We start from the raw sequence: 18696 nt of genomic DNA on the forward strand, positions 1-18696 counted from the left end.
CGGTTCGCCCCGCGGTTCTGTCATTCCGCAGTTCCCGCGTGCCCTTTCCCCCTGGGAGCGTCAGTGAGACGACCTGGTCATTTCCGCGTGTTGCTGTCCTGTCTGAGCGTGAGCGCCCTGTCCGCCGGGCTCGTCGGACTCGGGGGAGGGAGCGCGCTCGCGGCGCCCTCGTCCCCCTCGCTCACGGCCTTCGGCAAGCCCCTGCCGGCCCAGGTGGCCGCGCCCTACTTCGAGTCCTGGACCGGCGAGAGCCCGGCCGACCTCGCCGCCGCCTCCGGCAACAAGTACCTCACCCTGGCCTTCCTCCAGACGGCCGCGCCCGGGTCCTGCACCGCCTACTGGAACGGCGACAGCACGCAGCCGATCTCCAAGGCGACCTTCGGCCGGGACATCGCCACCCTCCAGGCCCGCGGCGGCAACGTCATCCCCTCCTTCGGCGGCTGGTCCGCGGACACCACCGGCACCGAACTGGCCGACAGCTGCACCGACGTCGACGCCATCGCCGGCGTGTTCAAGAGCCTCGTCACGACGTACGGCATCACCCGCATCGACCTCGACGTCGAGGGCGACTCGATCAACAACACCGCCGGGATCGACCGCCGCAACAAGGCGATCGCCAAGGTGCAGCGCTGGGCCGAGCGCACCGGCCGCACCGTGCAGTTCTCCTACACCCTGCCGACCTCCACACACGGCCTGGAGGCCAACGGGCTCGCCGTGCTCCAGAACGCCGTCGCGAACCACGCGCGCGTGGACGTCGTCAACCTCATGACCTTCGACTACTACGACGGCGCCACGCACGACATGGCGACCGACACGGAGACGGCCGCCGAGGGTCTGCACGCCCAACTGGCCGCGCTCCACCCGGACAAGAGCTCCGCGAAGCTGTGGAGCACGATCGGGATCATCGAGATGCCCGGCATCGACGACTACGGCCCCGAGGAGACCTTCACCGTCGAGAACGCGGCCGCGGTCGAGGAGTGGGCCGAGGCCAAGAGGATCAACACGCTCTCCTTCTGGGCCCTCCAGCGTGACAACGGCGGCTGCCCGGGCACCGGCGGCTCCGACTCCTGCTCCGGCATCGCCCAGGACACCTGGGCCTTCAGCCACACCTTCGAGAAGTTCACGAGCGGCCGGCGCCAGTAGCGGCACACCCGCCGGACACCACGGGGAGGCGAGGGCCCGGTGCGCAGCACGCGCGCCGGGCCCTCGTGGCGTCGAGGAGCTCAGTGGGCAGGCGCGCCGATTTCGCTACAAGTTCCGAAATTATTCGGGGCGAGGACCGCCACGTGGCCGAAACACGCGGTTCATAGCGTCGGGACACACCACGCCACAGCCCTCCGCACTCGTGAGGCATCCCGTGTCACAGGAGTCCCCGTGCCCCCTCTCTCCCGCCGCACCGCCCTGCGGCTGACCGCCGGAATGGCGCTCGGCGCCGCGCTTCCCCTGGCCGGCTGCGGGCGCGACAACGACGCGGCCGCGGCTTCCGCGGCCAAGAAGAGCGCCGAGAAGATCGACGCGTCCCCGGCCACCGGAACCGTGAACCTCTGGGCCGCCCAGGGCGACGCCGACGTGCTCGGCACGGTGGTCAAGCCGTTCAAGGCCGCCAACCCCGACCTGGTCGTGAAGACCACGCTGATTCCCAACGCCGAGTACTACACCAAGCTCCAGGCGGCGATCGCGGCGGGCAAGGGACCGGACGTCGCCCAGTTCTTCCCCGAGTCGCAGGCACAGTTCCTCGACTCCTCGACCCTGCTCCCGGTGCCGGACGGACTGGTCGATCCGGACAGGTTCTTCAAGAGCCTGTGGGCCGCCGGGGTCGTGGACGACGTGGCCTACACGGTCCCCTGGTACGCGTACACCTACGCACTCGTCTACCGATCGGATCTGGCCAGGAAGGCGGGCGTCGAGGCACCGACCGCCTGGGCCGACATGGAGCCCTTCCTCAAGGCGCTCCAGGGCGCCGGCGCGGCCCGCGGGCTCGGGGCAGACATCGGGTGGGACATCTTCAACGGCCAGGACGTCGCCATGTACGCCTGGCAGGCCGGCGGCTCCCTCGTCGGCGACGACGGCAAGTGGAACCTGAACACGCCCCAGATGGTCGACGCCCTCCAGTACAACGCGGCCTTCTTCACCGCCGGGACCGCCGACACCGCCGGGCCGACCTTCCTCGACGCACAGCCGTACTTCGTCTCAGGCAAGACGGCGAGCATGATCACCGGGCCCTGGGTGATCGGCCAGCTCGACACCGCCGCCAAGAAGACCGGCTGGACCGCCTCGCATGTCGCCACCGCCCCGCTGCCCGCCGGAGCGTCGAGCAGCGTCTCCTTCTCCGCGGGCGGCACCTGGGGCGTCCTCGCCGGGAGCGGCAACACGGACTCCGCCTGGAAGCTCGTCCGGTATCTGGCCGAGCCGAGCACCCAGGTCGCGCAGTACAAGGCGTACAGCTCACTGCCCGCGGTCATCTCCGCCTGGGACGACCCGGCCATCAAGGGCCGGCCGCTCCTGGACGCCTTCTTCACCCAGCTCAAGAACACCCGGGCGTTCCCGCAGGTCAGCACCTGGCAGCAGGTGGCGACCCGGCTGGGCAAGGAGATGGAGGCCGTCGCGAAGGGCAAGGAGAGCGCGGCGAAGGCGGCCGCGAACATCCAGGCGTACGCCGAGAGCGTCGGCACCGGTACGAAGTGATGGCCACGACTCTCGTCAGGGCGCCGCGGGAGACCGCGGCGGCCCCGAAGCCGGCCTCGCCCAGGAGGTCCCGGGCCCGGCGTACGGCCGTCGCCTGGCTCTTCCTCACCCCCTTCGCCCTCGTCTTCCTGGTCTACACGGCGATCCCCACCGTCGCCGCGCTCGCCCTGAGCCTCACCGACATCCGCGGCGCCGACCTGCGCACCCCGTTCGCCGTCGACTTCACCGGCGTCGACAACTACCTGAGGCTGTTCCAGGACGACACCTTCGTACGGGACATCCTCAACACGGCCCTCTTCGTGGCCGTCGGCGTACCCCTGACCATGGGCGTCGGCTTCACGCTCGCCCTCGCGCTGAACTCCGGCATCCGACGGCTGCGCGGGGTCCTGCGCACCGTCTTCTTCGCACCCGTCGTCACCAACGTCGTGGCCGTCGCGCTGATCTGGCAGTACGCCTTCCACATCGACGGCACCGTGAACAAGCTGCTCGGCGCGGTCGGCTTCGCGGGACCGAACTGGCTGGACGACCCGAACCTGGCCATGCCGGTCGTCATCCTGCTCGGCGTCTGGCGCAACTTCGGCATCGCGATGGTGCTGTTCCTCGCCGGCCTCCAGGCGGTCCCGCAGGACGTCTACGAGGCCGCCGCCCTCGACGGGGCCGGCCGCTGGCGCCAACTCCGGCACATCACCCTGCCGTTGCTGCTGCCGACCACGCTGATGGTCTCCGTCCTGCTGACCGTCTTCTACCTCCAGGTCTTCGACGAGCCCTACCTCCTCACCGGCGGCGGCCCGCTCGGCTCCACCGAGTCGGTCGCGCTCTACACCTACCGGCAGTTCGGGGCGGGCGAGTTCGGGATGTCCTCGGCGGCTTCCTTCGTGACGCTCGCCCTGGTGACCGTGGTCAGCGTCGTCCAGTTCCGGCTGCTGAGGTCCCGCACATGAGCCGTGTCTCCCGCCCCCTGCTGTACACCGCCCTGCTGCTGTGCGCCCTGCTCACGACGCTGCCCTTCGCGTGGGGCGTGAGCGGTTCGCTGCGCAGCCTCGACGAGATCCGCTCCGACCCCGGCGCCCTGCTCCCGCACCACCTCACCTTCGGCAACTTCACGCGGCTGTTCGAGACCCAGGGCTTCGGCCGGTTCCTCGTCAACAGCGTCGTCGTCGCGCTGATCGTGGTGGCCGGGAACATCGTGGCGGCCTCGGCGGCCGGATACGCCCTCGCCAAACTCGACTTCGCGGGCCGGAAGTTCGCCTTCGGGGCGGTCATGGCGGCGATGATGGTGCCGTTCACCGCCGTGTTCGTCACCCAGTTCGTGATCACCGTCGACCTGGGGCTCGCCGACACCCTCGCCGGAATCGCCCTGCCCGGCGCGGCACTTCCGCTGTCGGTGTTCATCATGCGCCAGTACGCCCTGTCGGTCCCCGACGAACTCCTCGAAGCGGCCCGGATCGACGGCGCCGGCGAGTTCCGGATCTTCTTCAGAGTCTTCCTGCCACTGGCCGGACCCGCCGTGGCCACCATCACGATCATGTCGTTCCTCAACTCCTGGAACAACTTCATCTGGCCGCTGGTCGTCGCCCAGAGCATGTCCACCTACACCCTCCCGGTCGGCCTCGCCGCCACCAGCCAGGCCGCCGCCCACGTCACCGACTACGGCCTGCTGCTCGCCGGAGCGATCGTCGTGATGCTGCCGGTCCTCGTGCTCTTCCTCTTCCTCCAGCGGTACTTCGTGCAGGGCATCGCCGGAACGGGGCTGCGATGAGTACGACGGTCACGGTCCGGACTCCGGCGGGCACGGTCGTCGGGCGTCAACACCAGGGCGTACGACGGTTCCTGGGCATCCCGTACGCCGAAACACCCACCGGTGCACGGAGGTTCGCGGCGCCGGTCCCCCGCGGGCGCTTCACACAGCCGTACGACGCCACGCGCCCCGGCGCCACCGCGCAACGCGTGCCCCTGTTCGCCACGACCACGATCCCGGAGCCGTCGGTACCCGGCGACGACGTGCTGAACCTCTCCGTCACGGCACCCGGGGCGGACGGCTGCCCGGTGCTCGTGTGGATCCACGGCGGCGGATTCCTCGCCGGGAGCCCGGCCAGCCCCTGGTACGACGGCCGGGCCTTCGCGCGCGACGGCGTGGTCACCGTCACCGTCGGCCACCGGCTCGGCGTCGACGGGTTCGCCGTACTGGACGACGTCCCCACCAACCTCGCGCTGCGGGACCTGCTGCTCGCGCTCGACTGGGTGCGGGAGAACATCTCCGCGTTCGGCGGCGACCCGGACCGGGTCACCGTCGCGGGACAGTCGGCCGGGGGAGCGGCGGTGCTCGCGCTGCTCTCCTCGCCTGCGGGGCGGGGCCGGTTCCAGCGGGCGGTCAGTCTGTCCGGCGGCCTCTTCGAGGTGGACTCGTCCACGGTGCGCGGCTTCCTCGCACGGCTCGCGGAGCGACTGGGCGTGCCGCCGACACGGGCCGGATTCGCCGCCTGCGACCCGGAGCCGGTCCAGCGAGGCGTACTCGACCTGAGGAACGGCGACGACGCACTCGTGCTCGGCCCGGTCGTCGGCGACGACATCCTGCCGGTGCCGCTCGCCGAGGGGCTGGCTGTGCACGGGCAGGATGTTCCACTGATGCTCGGCACGACAGGCGACGAGTTCGACGGCGAAGGCGAGCCGGAGAAGCGAGCCGGCGGTACCCGGATCACGGACCTCCTGTTCCGCTCCGCCTGCCCCCGTGTCGCCGCCGCCCGGCGCGACGCCCCGGCCGGTACCTGGCTGTACTCCTTCGAATGGCCCTCCCCGACCCTCGGCGGCGCCGTCCACTGCGTCGACCTGCCCTTCTTCTTCGACCTGCTCGACGCACCGGGCGTCCCGGAGGCGCTCGGCGCGAACCCGCCCGCGGACCTCGCCACCCGGATGCACGCCGACCTGGTCGCCTTCGTCCACGGGCGGACGCCGGCCTGGGGGAGGGCGACCGGGCGGCTCGGCGACCCGGCCCGCGAGTACGGCCGACCCCTCGCCGCCGACACCCGGGGCGTCTACGACCCGGTGACGGGAGCGACGGCATGACGGGAGCGACGGCATGCTGACGGCGGGGATGAACCAGAGCGCCGTACGCCGGGTCAACACCGCAGTGATCCTACGGGCGTTGGCGGTGTCGGCCGGACCGCGCAAACTCACCGAGCTCGCCGGACAGACCGGCCTGTCCCGTCGCACGATCGAGCAGATCCTGGAATCGCTCGTCGAGGCGGGCTGGGTCGCGGAACTGGACCGGATACCGATCAGCGGCTCGGCCGGACGCCCCGCCCGGCGCTACGAACTACGCGCGGAACGCGCCCTGCTGGCCGCCGTACGCATCACCACCGTGGAGGTCTCCGCGGTCGTCGCCGACGTACGCGGCCGCGTCCTGGGCCGGGCCCTCCGGCCGCTGCGGGCCTACCAGGACCCGTCCACCACGCTCGACGACGCCGCCGACCTGGTCATGGAGGCCCTCGACGACGCCGGCGGCTCGGTGGACCGCCTGCGGGCCGGGGCGATCGCGGCCGGCGGTGCCATCGACGACGAGGGAGTCGTACGGCGCCTGGTGCACACCACCCGCTGGGAGGGGGTGCACCTGCCCGGCGAACTCAGCAGACGCGTACCCGTGCCGTGGTTCGCCGACAACGACACCAACCTCGGTGCGCTGGCGGAGCGTTGGCGAGGTGTGGCCGGCGACCACGACAACGTCGTGTGGGCGATGCTCGGTAACCGCACCGGACTGGGCATCCTCATCCGAGGGGCCGTGCACCGTGGTCTCGACGGGGCCGCGGGTGAGATCGTCGAGGCGCGCTCGATGCCCGCGGGCTCGGTGGAGGACCGTCCCGTCGCCGCACTGACCTCTCCGGTGGCCACCCAACGCGCCCTGGCCCTCGCCCGGTTCGAGTCGGCCCGGGCCGGTGACACCGCAGCGCTCGCCGAGGTCGACGAGTTCGTGGAGAACATCGCATCGATCCTCATCACCCTGTCCTGGACGATCGCCCCCTCGCTGATCGTCCTCGGCGGCGGTCTGGAGGACGCGGCCGACATGCTGCTGCCCCGGGTGCGGGACGCGCTACGGGACGCCCGCGCCCCTGCGGTCGAACTGCGCGCGACCGCGCTCGGCCATGACGCCCCCCTCGTCGGCGCGGTGAAGCTCGCCCTGGACCGCATGGACACCGAGCTGTTCGGCCCGCTCGCCCCGGGCGAATGAACACCGGACGCGTGAGCCCCGGGCGAGTGAACCCCGGACGCGCGATCCGCCGGCGAGTGGCACCCCCACAACTCCCCCCGATGGAGCCTGACTTGACGCACCACCCCCGCACCGACGTCCTCGTCGTGGGCAGCGGCATCATGGGATCCCTCGTGGCCCGCCTCCTGCGCGAGAGCGACCCCGCGCTGCACATCACCATGGCCGACGGCGGTGCCCCGATCGGCGGCACGCCCGGCCGGCACCTGCACGACCTCGACGACCCGGAGCTGTGGTCCCGCTACAACGAGAAGGTCGCCACCGGCATCCAGGGCATGTACACCGGCGCCGAGGTGGTCCGCGAGGTCGCGGACAGCCTCACCGCCCTCACCCCCGGGATGTTCCACGCGCTCGCCTTCGGCCAGGACGCCGAGGCCATGCCCCAGGCCGCGCTCGCCTGGAACGCGGGCGGCATGGGCGTCCACTGGACCGCCGCCACCCCCTGGCCCGCCAAGGAGGAGGCCTTCGACTTCGGCGACCCGGACACCTGGGCGGCCGACCTGGACACCGCGCGCCGACTGCTCGCCGTCACCCCGGCCCCGATCGGCCCGACCAAGGTCGGCGCACTCGTCCTCGACGTCCTGCGCCGACGCTACGGCGGCATCGGCCCCGCCGACCGGGACCCGCAGCCCATGCCCATGGCCGTCACCCCCACACCGTCGGGCCCCATGCCCCGCACGGCACCCGGGACGATCTTCCCCGCGCTCGCCGCGGGCGGCGACCCTGCCTTCACCCTCCTCACCGGCACACTCGTGACCGCCCTCGTCCGGGACGCCGGCCGGGTCACGGGCGCCCGCCTGCGGCACGTCGCCGACGGCACCGAGTGCGAACTCCGCGCCGACACCGTGGTGGTGTGCGCCGACGCCCTGCGCACCCCGCAACTCCTGTACGCGTCCGGCATCAGGCCCGAGGCCCTGGGCCGTCACCTCAACGAGCACGCCTTCGTCACCGCCCGCGTCCTGCTCGACCTCGACCGCTTCGGCCTCGACGTCGACGCCCTGCCCCTGCCACGGCCCGGCGAGTTCAGCACGGACTCGCTGTGGCTGCCGTGCAACGGCCCCGCCCAGCCCTTCCACGGCCAGATCATGAACCGCACCTACGTCGACGAGGGCGGCCGCCCCCTCGCGCACTCCGTGGGTCTGTCGCTGTACGTCACCGTCGAGTCCCGCCCGGAGAACCGGCTGGCGTTCTCGGCGACCGCGACCGACCTCGCCGGGATGCCCCGCATCCGCGTCGAGTTCGGCTACTCGGACACCGACCGCACGCTGATCCGCCGGGCACTGGACGAAGTCCGTGCCGTGGCCGAGGAGCTCGGGCCCTTCGACCCTGTGACCGAGTCCGCCGTGCTTCCCCCCGGCTCGTCGCTGCATCTCACCGGTACCGTCCGGGCAGGCGTCACCGACGACGGCACCAGCGTGGTCGATCCGGACGGAAGGGTGTGGGGCTTCGACAACCTGTATCTGGCGGGCAACGGAGTCGTTCCCACGGCGATGGCCGCCAACGTCACCCTGACCGGCGCCGTCACCGCGGTACGGGCCGCACGCGCCGTCATCCGCACCCACCTGAACCACCCGAGAGGAACAGCACAGTGATCGACATCGCCAAGGAATACCGTGTGGCCCTTCCGGCCTGGATCGACGACGAGCTCGCCGACGTGCCCGCGGCACTTCCCACCCGCGAGGACCGGATGCATCTCGTGCACCGCCTCGCCGACCGCAACTGGCGCGAGGGCAACGGCGGTCCGTTCGCGGCGTTGGTCGCCGAGCGCGAGTCCGGACGGATCGTCTCCGTCGGCGTCAACGTCGTCCTGTCCACCGGCGTCTCCAGCGCCCACGCCGAGGTCGTCGCGCTCGGCCTCGCCCAGACGGCCACCGGCAGCTGGGACCTCGGCGGCGAGGGCCTGCCCGCTCACGAACTCGTCGTCAACTGGCGCCCCTGCGTGCAGTGTTACGGCGCCACGATGTGGTCCGGGGTACGCGGCCTGGTGGTCGCAGGGGAGGGGCCGGAACTGGAGGAGATCACCACGTTCGACGAGGGCCCGGTCCGCGACGACTGGGCCGAGCAGTTCGAGGCGCGTGGCATCGAGGTCGTGGGGGACGTCCTGAGGGACGAGGCGCTGGCGGTGTTCCGCGGCTACCGCAAGGCAGTTGACGAGTCCGACGGAGTCGTCGTCTACAACGCGCGCGGGGGAGCGGAGTGACCCCCCGCTTCGCGACGGACGTGATCACCTTCTACCACCCGGGATTCTGGGCCGTGGAGTCCGCGGTGGAGGTTCGCGAGCGGGCCCTGCTCGACGCGCGGGGGTTCTGGGAGCGGGTGATGGGCACCCTGGCGGAGACCGAGGTCACCGGCATCGAGCTGACGTTCGCCCCCGGTGACGTCGGCTCTGCGCTGCGGGCCTTCGGCAGCGCGGCGGCGTTCCGCAGTGAACTGGCCGCCCGTGGTCTCTCCGTGGTCAGCGCCTTCATCGCCGACAGCGACGCCCCCGACTGGCGCCACGGCGACCGCCTCCCCGAGATCGTCGCCGACGCGGAGCGCCGCGCGGCCTTCCTCGCGGAGGCGGGCGGCGAACTCCTCGTCACCGGCCTGCCGATGCGCACGACGTACGGCACGAGGCCGCCCTTCTTCGTCGACGCCGCCTACATGACCCGCATGGCGGACATCGCGCACGCGGTCGGCGAGGCGGTGTCCCGGTACGGCGTGAAGCTCGCCTTCCACACGGAGTCCCACAGCACGCTCTGGTACGAGCGGGACATCGACCTGTTCATGGCCCTGACCGACCCGCGCTATGTGTGGCTGTGCCCCGACTCCTGCCACATCGCCCTGGGCGGCGGCGACCCGGTCGCCGTGGCCCGCCGCCACACCCCGCGCATCGCCCTGGCCCACTGGAAGGACGCGGTCGCCCCGATCGACGTCCACCTCACGGTCGACGACACGGTGTACGCACAACAGCAGCCGTACATGGCGGAGTTGGGCACCGGAATCGTCGACTGGCCGGGCTGGGCGGACGCGATGTCGCGCACGCCCGGCGCGGACACGGTCCTGATCGAGCTGGACGAGGCCGCCGATCCGGTGGCGGCACTGAGATCGGGAACCGAGGTGGCGAAGCGGGCGCTAGCGGCGCAGCTCGGCGTGGGCGGTCTCCGGGAGCCGCAGATAGACCAGTGACGAGCCGAGGCAGAGCACGGCCACGTACCAGGGGAACAGCCCCGAGTGCCCCAACTCCTTGAAGAGCGTGCCCACATACGGTGCCGTGCCCCCGAACAGAGCGACCGTCAACGAGTAGGGGAACCCGATCCCGGCCGCCCGCACCCGGGGCGGGAACACCTCCGCGTTCACCGCCGCGCTGACCGAAGTGAACCCGGTCAGCAGCACCATCCCCGCGCACTGCACGAGCAGCAGCACCACGAAGGAGTCCCGCAGGGCGTGCAGCAGCGGCACGCTCAGCAGCGCGAACCCGACCCCGAAGAACAGCAGCAGAGGCCGCCGCCCGAAGCGGTCCGAGAGCATTCCGCCCAGCGGCTGGAGCAGTCCGAAGAACGCGAGCGAGATCGTCCCGGCGAGCAACGCGTCCGACTTGTCGACACCGGCGTTGAGTTCGGCGTACGTCGGCAGATACGACGTCCACGTGTAGTAGGCGATCGTGCCGCCCATCGTGATCCCGCAGATCAGCAGCGACTCGCGCGGGTGGCGCCGCAGCGCCTCCAGCAGGGCGGGCCGCGGCGCCCGCCGCTGCTCCTCGCTGCGGGTCTCCTGCGCGCCCTGCCGGATCCAGAACCCGACCAGGGACAGCACGGCCCCGAGCACGAACGGCACCCGCCAGCCCCAGCCGTCCATCCACCCCTCGCTCAGGGTGTCCACCAGCACCGTGGCGATCCCGGACGCGAGGAGCTGCCCCGCGGTCGTCGACACGTACTGGAAGCTGGAGAACAGCCCCCGCCGACCGGGGCCGGCCGACTCCACCAGGAAGGTGGTGGAAGCGGCGAACTCCCCACCCACGGACAGCCCTTGGAGCAGCCGGGCCAGCACCAGCACGACGGGGGAGAGGACGCCGACCGCCGCGTACGTCGGCGTCACCCCGACCAGCAGACTGCTGCCGCCCATCAGCAGGATGGTGACCGTCAGCGCCGCCCGCCGCCCGTGCCGGTCCGCGATCGCCCCCATCAGCAGCCCGCCCACCGGCCGCATGAAGAACCCCACCGCGAACACGGCGAACGTCGACAGCAGCGGCACCAGCGAGTTGTCCGCGCCCTTGGGGAAGACCGCGGCGGCGATGTAGGTGGCCAGAAACGTGTAGGCGTACCAGTCGTACCACTCCACGGCATTGCCCACGGAGGCGGCGAACAGCTGGCGTACGGGCCGTTTCGCGGGCGGCGCGTCCGGACGTGTCGTCTCTGTCATGATCGCGACCATCCCCCGCTCGCGCCCCGGCACACCTCCCGTACCCGCGACTTTCACATCAGCGACACCGGACCCTTCCCTGACGTTTGGTGGACTTGGAACACTCGCTGCGCGCACCTTCCGTCACGTTCCGGCCATCGATGCGCAGGATGAGAGGTCCCCTCACTCATGACTGACGTCAACCGGCGCAGATTCCTCCAACTCGCGGGCGCCACCACGGCCTTCAGTGCCCTGTCGAACAGCATCCAGCGCGCCGCCGCGCTCCCGGCCCACCACCGCACGGGCACGATCGAGGACGTCGAGCACGTCGTCGTCCTGATGCAGGAGAACCGCTCGTTCGACCACTACTTCGGCTCGCTCAGGGGCGTGCGCGGCTTCGGCGACCCGCGGCCGGTGACGCTGGAGAACGGCACGTCCGTCTGGCACCAGAAGGACCAGAACGGCAAGGAGATCCTGCCCTTCCGGCCCGAGGCGAACGACCTGGGCATGCAGTTCATCCAGGACCTGCCGCACGGTTGGAACGACGGACACGCCGCCTTCAACGGGGGCAAGTACGACAAATGGGTCCCGAACAAGGGGTCCACGACGATGGCGTACCTGACCCGCGAGGACATCCCGTTCCACTACGCCCTCGCCGACTCCTTCACCATCTGCGACGCGTACCACTGCTCGTTCATCGGCTCGACCGACCCGAACCGCTACTACATGTGGACGGGCTACACGGGCAACGACGGCCAGGGCGGCGGCCCGGTCCTCGGCAACGACGAGGTCGGCTACGGCTGGACCACCTACCCCGAACGCCTGGAGAAGGCCGGGGTCTCCTGGAAGATCTACCAGGACGTCGGCGACGGCCTCGACGCGAACGGCTCCTGGGGCTGGATCCCGGACGCCTACCGCGGCAACTACGGCGACAACTCGCTGCTGTACTTCAACCAGTACCGCAACGCCAAGCCCGGCGACCCGCTGTACGACAAGGCCCGCACCGGAACCGACTACACCAAGGGCGAGGGCTACTTCGACCAGCTCAAGGCCGACGTCAAGGCCGGGAAGCTGCCCCAGGTCTCCTGGATCGTCGCCCCCGAGGCCTTCACCGAGCACCCCAACTGGCCCGCGAACTACGGCGCCTGGTACGTCGCCCAGGTCCTGGACGCGCTCACCTCCGACCCGAAGGTCTGGGCGAAGACCGCCCTGTTCATCACCTACGACGAGAACGACGGCTTCTTCGACCACGTGGTCCCGGCCTACCCGGCGGGTTCCGCCGCGCAGGGCAAGTCCACGGTCGACCCGGACCTCGACCTCTTCAAGGGCGACAGCAGCCACCCGGCCGGCCCCTACGGACTCGGTCAGCGCGTGCCGATGATCGTCGTCTCCCCCTGGAGCAAGGGCGGTTACGTCTGCTCCGAGACGCTCGACCACACCTCGATCATCCGCTTCCTGGAACGCCGCTTCGGCGTCCACGAGCCCAACATCTCGCCCTGGCGCCGCGCGGTCTGCGGTGACCTGACGGCGGCCTTCGACTTCTCCCGCAAGGACACCAAGCCGGTCGCCCTGCCCGACACCGACGGCTTCGAGCCGCCGGACCGCGAGCGCCACCCCGACTACGTGCCGATCCCGCCCGCGGTCGGCGCGCTGCCGAAGCAGGAACGCGGACTGCGCCCCGCCCGGCCGCTCAAGTACGCCCCGCGCGTGGACGGTTCGGTCGACGCGAAGAGCGGGAGGTTCACGCTCACTTTCACCTCCGGTGCCAAGGCCGGTGCCGCCTTCCTGGTGACCTCCGGCAACCGCACCGACGGGCCCTGGAGTTACACCACCGAGGCCGGCACGTCGGTCTCGGACACCTGGAACTCGGCGTACTCGAAGGGGTCGTACGACCTGACCGTGCACGGCCCCAACGGCTTCCTGCGCTCCTTCAAGGGCTCGAACAAGGCCGCCGGACCCGAGGTCACCGCCCGCCACACCGGCGACGACATCGAGCTGACCTTCACCAACAAGGGCTCCGGCACGGTCCGGTTGCACGTCGTCAGCGGCTACGGCGGCCCCGCGCGGACCTTCACCGTGCGGGCCGGTACCACCGTCCGGCACACCTGCTCGCTCGCCAAGAGCCGTCGCTGGTACGACCTCACGGTGACGTCGGAGAAGGACCAGGCCTTCCTGAGGCGATTCGCCGGACATGTCGAGAACGGGCGTCCCGGGGTGAGCGACCCGGCCGTAATCACCAGGTAAAGCCGCTGCGCAAGCCGCCGAACAGGTGGCCGGATCGCGAGGGTCCCGGGGTAGTGTGCCCCGGTGACCACGCATTCGAACACACCTGCAGGCTGGTACCCCGACCCGCACGGAGCGTCCCAGACGCTCCGCTACTGGGACGGGGCGCAGTGGACCCAGCACACCAACAGCCAGCAGCAGGCGGCCGGTCAGGCGCAGGCCGTGCAGGCCCCGCCGGTCCAGCAGGCTCCGCAGATGCCGCAGCAGGCGGCCGGCCCCGACCCGCGCGTGCAGCGTCAGGTGCAGCAGCAGGCCGGGGTCACCGCGGGCGGCGCGGGGGGCGGCACGCTGTTCACCGAGCCGGTGCTGGTGGTGAACCAGAAGGCCAAGCTGATCGAGCTGACCAACGAGTACAAGGTCATGGACCAGCACGGCAACCAGGTCGGCTCCGTCACCCAGGTCGGGCAGAGCGCGCTGCGGAAGATCGTGCGCTTCCTGTGGAGCATCGACCAGTTCATGAAGATCAAGCTGGAGATCCGCGACGCCCACGGGCAGCCGGTGCTGCTGCTGACCCGGCCGGGGAAGATCTTCAAGTCCCGGGTGATCGTGGAGCGTCCGGACGGTTCGCCGGTCGGCGAGATCGTCCAGCAGAACATGATCGGGAAGATCAACTTCGCGATGATGGTGAACGGCCAGCAGGTCGGCGCCATCAAGGCGGAGAACTGGCGGGCGTGGAACTTCGCGATCGTCGACCACGCGGAGAACGAGGTGGCCCGGATCACGAAGACGTGGGAGGGACTCGCCAAGACGATGTTCACGACCGCGGACAACTACGTCCTGCAGATCCACTACCAGCTGCCCGAGCCGCTGCTGACCCTCGTCCTCGCCACGGCGCTGACCGTGGACACGGCGCTCAAGCAGGACGCCCGCGGTTTCGGCTGATCCTCCTCACAGTGCTGTCAGGTGCCCCGGTTCAGAAGGCCGGGGCACCTTCACGTCCCGCAGCGACGGCTCCAGAGCCAGTACCGCGGCCACCGGGTGCTCCTCGTCCACCGGCGCGGGCGTCGGGGCCTTCCGGCTCAGCAGCACCACGCCCCACGACGCCAGGCCCGCTCCCGCCAGGGCCAGCAGCACCCCGGCCGCTCCGCCGCGCAGGCCCTCGCCCAGCAGGGAGAGCCCGATGATCGCCGCGGCCAGCGGGTTGGCCAGGGTGACCACCGCGAGCGGGGCGCCCAAACCGTCCCGGTAGGCCGTCTGGGAGAGCAGGAGCCCACCCGCAGCGAAGGCCGCGACCAGCAGGGCCACACCGATCACCTGGACGCTGAGCAGGGACGCGGAGCGGTCCGTCGCGGCCACCGTCACCGTCTGGGTGAGCGCGGAGGCGACACCCGAGGCGACCCCGGACGCCGAGGCGTGCCGTACGCCCGGCCGGGCGCCGGGGCGGGCCAGCAGGCCGATCAGAGCCGCCGTCACCGCCGCCACCGCCACCGCCTCGGAGGTGCTCAGCACCTTCCCGGGCTCGGACCCCGACGCGACCACCAGGATGGCCGCGAGGCCCGCCAGCGTGTACGCCGTGCCCCGCCATTCCGTCGCGGTGACCCGGCGCCCCGCCATCCGCGCGCCCAGCGGCACCGCGGCGACCAGGGTGAGGGCGCCGAGCGGCTGGACCACGGTCAAGGGGCCGTACTTGAGGGCCACCACGTGCAGCAGCGCGGCCGACGCGTTGAGGGCGACGGACCACCACCAGGCGCCCGAGACCAGCATCCGCAGCACACCGGAGCCGGGGTTGCGGGAGGCCAGACGCTCCTGGGCGACCGCGGCGGCCGCGTAGGCCACGGAGGAGAGCAGGGACAGGGCCACGGCGACCAGGGTGGCGTTCATCGGCCCGCTCCGACCAGGACGTTCTTCTTCTCGGACTTCCTCGCGGACTCGGCCGGCACGAGCTTTTCCTGTGCCCGTCCCGCCGTGGTGACCGTGCGGTGCGGCGCGTGGATCACCGCGAGGGCGATGCCGAGCAGCGCGGCCGCGACGATCGCGTCCATCCAGTAGTGGTTCGCCGTGCCGACGATGACCGTCAGGGTCACCAGCGGGTGCAGCAGCCACAGCCAGCGCCAGCGCGAGCGGGTCGCCACGATCAGGCCGATCGCCACCATCAGCGCCCACCCGAAGTGCAGCGAGGGCATCGCCGCGAACTGGTTGGAGAGGGTGTCGGTCTGCGGCGGGCCGTACACGGAGGGGCCGTAGACCTTCGCGGTGTCGACCAGACCGGCCGCCGCGAGCATCCGCGGCGGGGCCAGCGGGAAGACGAGGTGCAGCACCAGGGCGGCGCCGGTCAGCGAGGCGAGGACCCGGCGGGCCCAGACGTAGTGCGCGGGGCGCTTGAGGTAGAGCCAGACCAGGAACGCGACCGTGGCCGGGAAGTGGACGGTCGCGTAGTAGGTGTTGGCGAGGTGCGCGAGGGTGTCGCCGTGCAGCAGCAGCGACTGCACCGAGCCCTCCGAGGGCAGGTGCAGGGCCCGCTCCCAGTCCCAGACGCGGTCGGCGTTGCGGAAGGCCTCGGTGGTGTGGCCCGTGACCAGTTGCCGGCCGAACTTGTAGACGAGGAAGAGTCCTACGACGAGCAGGAGCTCACGGACGAGCGGCGGCCGCGCTGTCGCGGCCTGCTCCGCTTCTGAAGGCTCGGTGCGGGCATTCATCCCCCGGCCCTTTCGCTGACGGTGGTGCGGGTACTGAATCCGAACAACGTGCTGACTCGTCCGGATTCCAAAACTCATCGATACGACATCGTACCGATACGCCAGTGTACCGATACGGATGGGTACCGGTACACTGGCGTATCGATAGACATACGACACACTGGGATCCGGGAATGAAACGCGGGCCCGGCGGCAGGGTCGCCGCCCCCGCGAGTGAGGAGGAGAGCAGATGACGTCGCAGGCCGCGGACGGACCGGAGACGGTCGCCGCCTCGCGCCGCTCCAAGATCACGCCCGAGCGTGAGCAGGAGTTCTTCGACGCCGTGCTCGAACAGATCCGTGAATGCGGATACGAAGCCGTGACCATGGAGGGCGTCGCCTCCAGTACGCGGTGCAGCAAGTCCACGCTCTACCGGCAGTGGAAGACCAAGCCCCAGTTCGTGGTGGCCGCCCTGCGCTCCCGCCGCAGGTCGAAGTTCGACGGCATCGACACGGGGTCGCTCGCCGACGACCTGCGCGAGGCCGCCCGGGCAGCGGGCCGGTGGTCGATGCACGACACCAAGCTCCTCCAGGCGCTCGGCCATGCCGTCACCCAGGACGCGGAACTCGCGCAGGCCCTGCGGGAGGCGCTGGTCGACCCGGAGATCGCCGCACTGAGGCACATTCTCCAGCGTGGGGTCGACCGGGGCGAGATCGCCACCGGACACCCGGCGCTGGAGTACATCCCGGCCCAGATGTTCGGCGTGATCCGCGCCCGGCCCGTCATCGACGGGGAGTACGCGGACCCGGACTACCTGGTCCGCTTCGTCGAGGCCGCCGTGCTGCCGGCCCTCGGCCTGACCTGAGACCCAGGCCGCCGTCCACGGGATGACTGGACGGTGACCTGCTCGCGCCGCACCGTGGGGACGGGGGCGGCGCGCACCCCCCGGCCGGGTGGGGTTCCTCTTGAGCGGAGAGGCGCCCCACCCGGCCGACGGGTACTCCGGGCCGGGAGCGCCCTGTCGGTGTCCCGGGCGGACGATCCTTCGCCACGCGCCCGTCTCGTGCGCGCCGGTTGCCCGGAGTCAGACGTTGCTGCCGCTGCCGCCGCCCGTGGACACCTTGATCCCCTTGGTGATGTCGTCGATCACGGTCTGGCCCTCGGCGACGTCCACGCCGAAGCGCACGACCACGATCTGCTGCGGGTTCGCCGGCGCCGGGAAGGCCAGCGACTGGACGTAGCCGTCCGAGCCCTTGCTGGTGACCGCCTTCCAGCGGACCAGGTAGCCCTTCTGACCGGCCACCGTCACCGCCTTGGAGTCGAGCACGTCGTGCGAGGTGATCGAGCCGTAGGTCTTGCCGCCGTACGACTGCTCGGCGTTCGCCTCGATGTCGGCCTTGGCGACCTGCTCGGCCGTGCTGCCCTTGCTGCCCAGCGCCAGGGCGGGCGCCGAGTAGGCACCGCCCTTCGTGCAGTTCGCGGAGGCGTCGCCGGGGCAGGCGTAGGAGTCCTTCGAGGTGACGGACGCGCCGACCTGGATCTCCTGGCCGTACCAGCCGTCCGGGATGGGCAGGCTGATCCCGTCGATCGAGTCGGTCACCGAACCGCTCTCGATCCTCGGCGCCTCGGAACCCTGCGGGGAGGGCGAGGCGCCCCCGGAACCGCCGTCGTCCCCGCCGCCGGAGCCGCCGTTGCCGCCGAAGGGCCCGCCCTGGCCGTTCTGGCCCCCCGTGCCGCCGGGGCCGCCCTGACCGCCCGGCCCCTGCGAGTTGGCGGTGTCGTCGCTTCCGTTGCCGCTGTCGGCCAGCGCGTACACACCCACGCCTATGCTCGCCAGGACCACGACGGCCGCCGCCACGGCTATGCCTATCCGGCCGCGCCGCGAAGTGGTCGGCGGCTGCGCGGGATACGCCGGATACGCCGGGTAGGCCGAGTACTCCCCGGGGCTGGCGACCTGTTCCGGGGGACCCCATGCGGCGGCCGATCCGGTGGGCCGGGTCCGCTCCGTCCACGCCTTGCCGTCCCACCAGCGCTCGGTGGCGGGACCGTCACTTGTCTGCCCGGGATCGGGGTACCACCCGGGGGGAGTCTCCTGCGTCATGCCCCCACCGTAAGAGCACTCGGTGAAAGAGGGATGAGAGGGGGCGCCGGTCGATGCCGCCCGGGACCTCCGCGCGCGCCGGGGGATCACCTGAGGATGAGCCGCAGCCCGCCCCGGCCGGCAGTGAGCGAACGCGGCACACGCGCGCGTAGCGGTCGCCGGTGCTCCTGGCTCGGCGGCGGACGGCCCGTGAACGGTCAGCGCCCTCGTCAGATCGAGCAGGCCGATCGCGCGGGCCGCCACCACGCAGGGCCCGGCATCGCGGGGCCCGCCCCGCCATCCCAACCGCGCCCGCGCGGAACGACCGCCACCCCCATCGCGCCCGAGCCGAACTACCGCCAGCCCCCAACCGCACCCGAGCCGAACTACCGCCA

Annotated in this window: 16 protein-coding genes; 12 read left to right on the plus strand and 4 right to left on the minus strand. The window is 71.3% G+C overall.

Annotated features, from left to right (window positions below; translation table 11 throughout):
* Positions 1-108: 108 nt before the first annotated feature.
* The 9 genes from AC2XR2_RS36990 (at position 109) to AC2XR2_RS37030 (ending at position 10111) form a co-directional block, all read left to right on the plus strand.
* On the plus strand, positions 109-1143 hold the full coding sequence (locus AC2XR2_RS36990; protein WP_381296471.1) for a chitinase: 1035 nt from the start codon (positions 109-111) through the stop codon (positions 1141-1143).
* A 231-nt stretch (positions 1144-1374) separates the two neighbouring features.
* The gene (locus tag AC2XR2_RS36995; RefSeq protein ID WP_491517442.1) at positions 1375-2685 is read left to right on the plus strand and encodes an extracellular solute-binding protein; all 1311 of its coding nucleotides are present in this window, start codon (positions 1375-1377) and stop codon (positions 2683-2685) included.
* Positions 2685-3626, plus strand: a complete 942-nt coding sequence (locus AC2XR2_RS37000; RefSeq protein WP_381296475.1) for a carbohydrate ABC transporter permease — start codon at positions 2685-2687, stop codon at positions 3624-3626. The genes AC2XR2_RS36995 and AC2XR2_RS37000 overlap by 1 nt, the downstream gene beginning before the upstream one ends.
* Positions 3623-4444, plus strand: coding sequence for a carbohydrate ABC transporter permease (locus tag AC2XR2_RS37005; RefSeq protein WP_381296477.1), 822 nt, complete (start codon positions 3623-3625; stop codon positions 4442-4444). The genes AC2XR2_RS37000 and AC2XR2_RS37005 overlap by 4 nt, the downstream gene beginning before the upstream one ends.
* On the plus strand, positions 4441-5748 hold the full coding sequence (locus AC2XR2_RS37010) for a carboxylesterase family protein (protein ID WP_491517443.1): 1308 nt from the start codon (positions 4441-4443) through the stop codon (positions 5746-5748). The genes AC2XR2_RS37005 and AC2XR2_RS37010 overlap by 4 nt, the downstream gene beginning before the upstream one ends.
* Positions 5749-5761: 13 nt before the next feature.
* Positions 5762-6907 (plus strand): ROK family transcriptional regulator, encoded by a 1146-nt coding sequence (locus AC2XR2_RS37015; protein ID WP_491517444.1) that lies wholly within the window; start codon positions 5762-5764, stop codon positions 6905-6907.
* Positions 6908-6999: 92 nt separating this feature from the next.
* Complete coding sequence (locus AC2XR2_RS37020; RefSeq protein ID WP_491517445.1) at positions 7000-8535, plus strand: GMC oxidoreductase; 1536 nt, start codon at positions 7000-7002, stop codon at positions 8533-8535.
* Complete coding sequence (locus AC2XR2_RS37025; RefSeq protein WP_381296485.1) at positions 8532-9143, plus strand: nucleoside deaminase; 612 nt, start codon at positions 8532-8534, stop codon at positions 9141-9143. Before AC2XR2_RS37020 ends, AC2XR2_RS37025 begins: the two co-directional genes overlap by 4 nt.
* Entirely contained in the window at positions 9140-10111 is a 972-nt protein-coding gene (locus AC2XR2_RS37030; RefSeq protein WP_491517446.1) for a sugar phosphate isomerase/epimerase family protein, read from the plus strand. Before AC2XR2_RS37025 ends, AC2XR2_RS37030 begins: the two co-directional genes overlap by 4 nt.
* Here the strand turns inward: AC2XR2_RS37030 and AC2XR2_RS37035 are convergent.
* Positions 10058-11356: an MFS transporter gene (locus AC2XR2_RS37035; protein WP_491518565.1), complete on the minus strand. Its 1299-nt coding sequence runs from the start codon at positions 11354-11356 to the stop codon at positions 10058-10060. The genes AC2XR2_RS37030 and AC2XR2_RS37035 overlap by 54 nt on opposite strands.
* 156 nt (positions 11357-11512) lie before the next feature.
* Between AC2XR2_RS37035 and AC2XR2_RS37040 the strand changes: the two genes are divergently transcribed.
* Positions 11513-13567 carry a phosphocholine-specific phospholipase C gene (locus AC2XR2_RS37040; protein ID WP_491517447.1) on the plus strand — a complete coding sequence of 685 codons (2055 nt, stop codon included), beginning with the start codon at positions 11513-11515 and terminating at the stop codon, positions 13565-13567.
* Between the two features lie 63 nt (positions 13568-13630).
* The gene (locus AC2XR2_RS37045; protein WP_449350524.1) at positions 13631-14488 is read left to right on the plus strand and encodes an LURP-one-related family protein; all 858 of its coding nucleotides are present in this window, start codon (positions 13631-13633) and stop codon (positions 14486-14488) included.
* 6 nt (positions 14489-14494) lie between these two features.
* Here AC2XR2_RS37045 and AC2XR2_RS37050 read toward each other — a convergent pair whose 3' ends face one another.
* A complete protein-coding gene (locus tag AC2XR2_RS37050; RefSeq protein ID WP_449350523.1) occupies positions 14495-15427 on the minus strand; it encodes a DMT family protein in 933 nt (310 codons plus the stop codon).
* Positions 15424-16242, minus strand: coding sequence for a phosphatase PAP2 family protein (locus AC2XR2_RS37055; RefSeq protein WP_491517448.1), 819 nt, complete (start codon positions 16240-16242; stop codon positions 15424-15426). The genes AC2XR2_RS37050 and AC2XR2_RS37055 overlap by 4 nt, the downstream gene beginning before the upstream one ends.
* 229 nt (positions 16243-16471) lie before the next feature.
* Here AC2XR2_RS37055 and AC2XR2_RS37060 point away from each other — a divergent pair, with 229 nt between their 5' ends.
* On the plus strand, positions 16472-17086 hold the full coding sequence (locus AC2XR2_RS37060; protein ID WP_381296495.1) for a TetR/AcrR family transcriptional regulator: 615 nt from the start codon (positions 16472-16474) through the stop codon (positions 17084-17086).
* A gap of 219 nt (positions 17087-17305) precedes the next feature.
* On the opposite strand, the gene AC2XR2_RS37065 is transcribed toward AC2XR2_RS37060, so the two are convergent.
* On the minus strand, positions 17306-18322 hold the full coding sequence (locus AC2XR2_RS37065; protein WP_491517449.1) for a DUF2510 domain-containing protein: 1017 nt from the start codon (positions 18320-18322) through the stop codon (positions 17306-17308).
* Positions 18323-18696 lie beyond the last annotated feature (374 nt).

It is taken from the genome of Streptomyces sp. LS-MS-L19 (assembly GCF_058382285.1).

What these genes read in the sequence shown, in the direction of transcription:
- AC2XR2_RS37055 (WP_491517448.1), bottom strand. Translation starts at nt 16,242, where the DNA reads ATGAATGCCCGCACCGAGCCTTCAGAAGCGGAGCAGGCCGCGACAGCG.
- AC2XR2_RS37065 (WP_491517449.1), bottom strand. Translation starts at nt 18,322, where the DNA reads ATGACGCAGGAGACTCCCCCCGGGTGGTACCCCGATCCCGGGCAGACA.
- AC2XR2_RS37010 (WP_491517443.1), top strand. Translation starts at nt 4,441, where the DNA reads ATGAGTACGACGGTCACGGTCCGGACTCCGGCGGGCACGGTCGTCGGG.
- AC2XR2_RS37050 (WP_449350523.1), bottom strand. Translation starts at nt 15,427, where the DNA reads ATGAACGCCACCCTGGTCGCCGTGGCCCTGTCCCTGCTCTCCTCCGTG.
- AC2XR2_RS37015 (WP_491517444.1), top strand. Translation starts at nt 5,762, where the DNA reads ATGCTGACGGCGGGGATGAACCAGAGCGCCGTACGCCGGGTCAACACC.
- AC2XR2_RS37035 (WP_491518565.1), bottom strand. Translation starts at nt 11,356, where the DNA reads ATGGTCGCGATCATGACAGAGACGACACGTCCGGACGCGCCGCCCGCG.
- AC2XR2_RS37000 (WP_381296475.1), top strand. Translation starts at nt 2,685, where the DNA reads ATGGCCACGACTCTCGTCAGGGCGCCGCGGGAGACCGCGGCGGCCCCG.
- AC2XR2_RS37040 (WP_491517447.1), top strand. Translation starts at nt 11,513, where the DNA reads ATGACTGACGTCAACCGGCGCAGATTCCTCCAACTCGCGGGCGCCACC.
- AC2XR2_RS37060 (WP_381296495.1), top strand. Translation starts at nt 16,472, where the DNA reads ATGACGTCGCAGGCCGCGGACGGACCGGAGACGGTCGCCGCCTCGCGC.
- AC2XR2_RS37005 (WP_381296477.1), top strand. Translation starts at nt 3,623, where the DNA reads ATGAGCCGTGTCTCCCGCCCCCTGCTGTACACCGCCCTGCTGCTGTGC.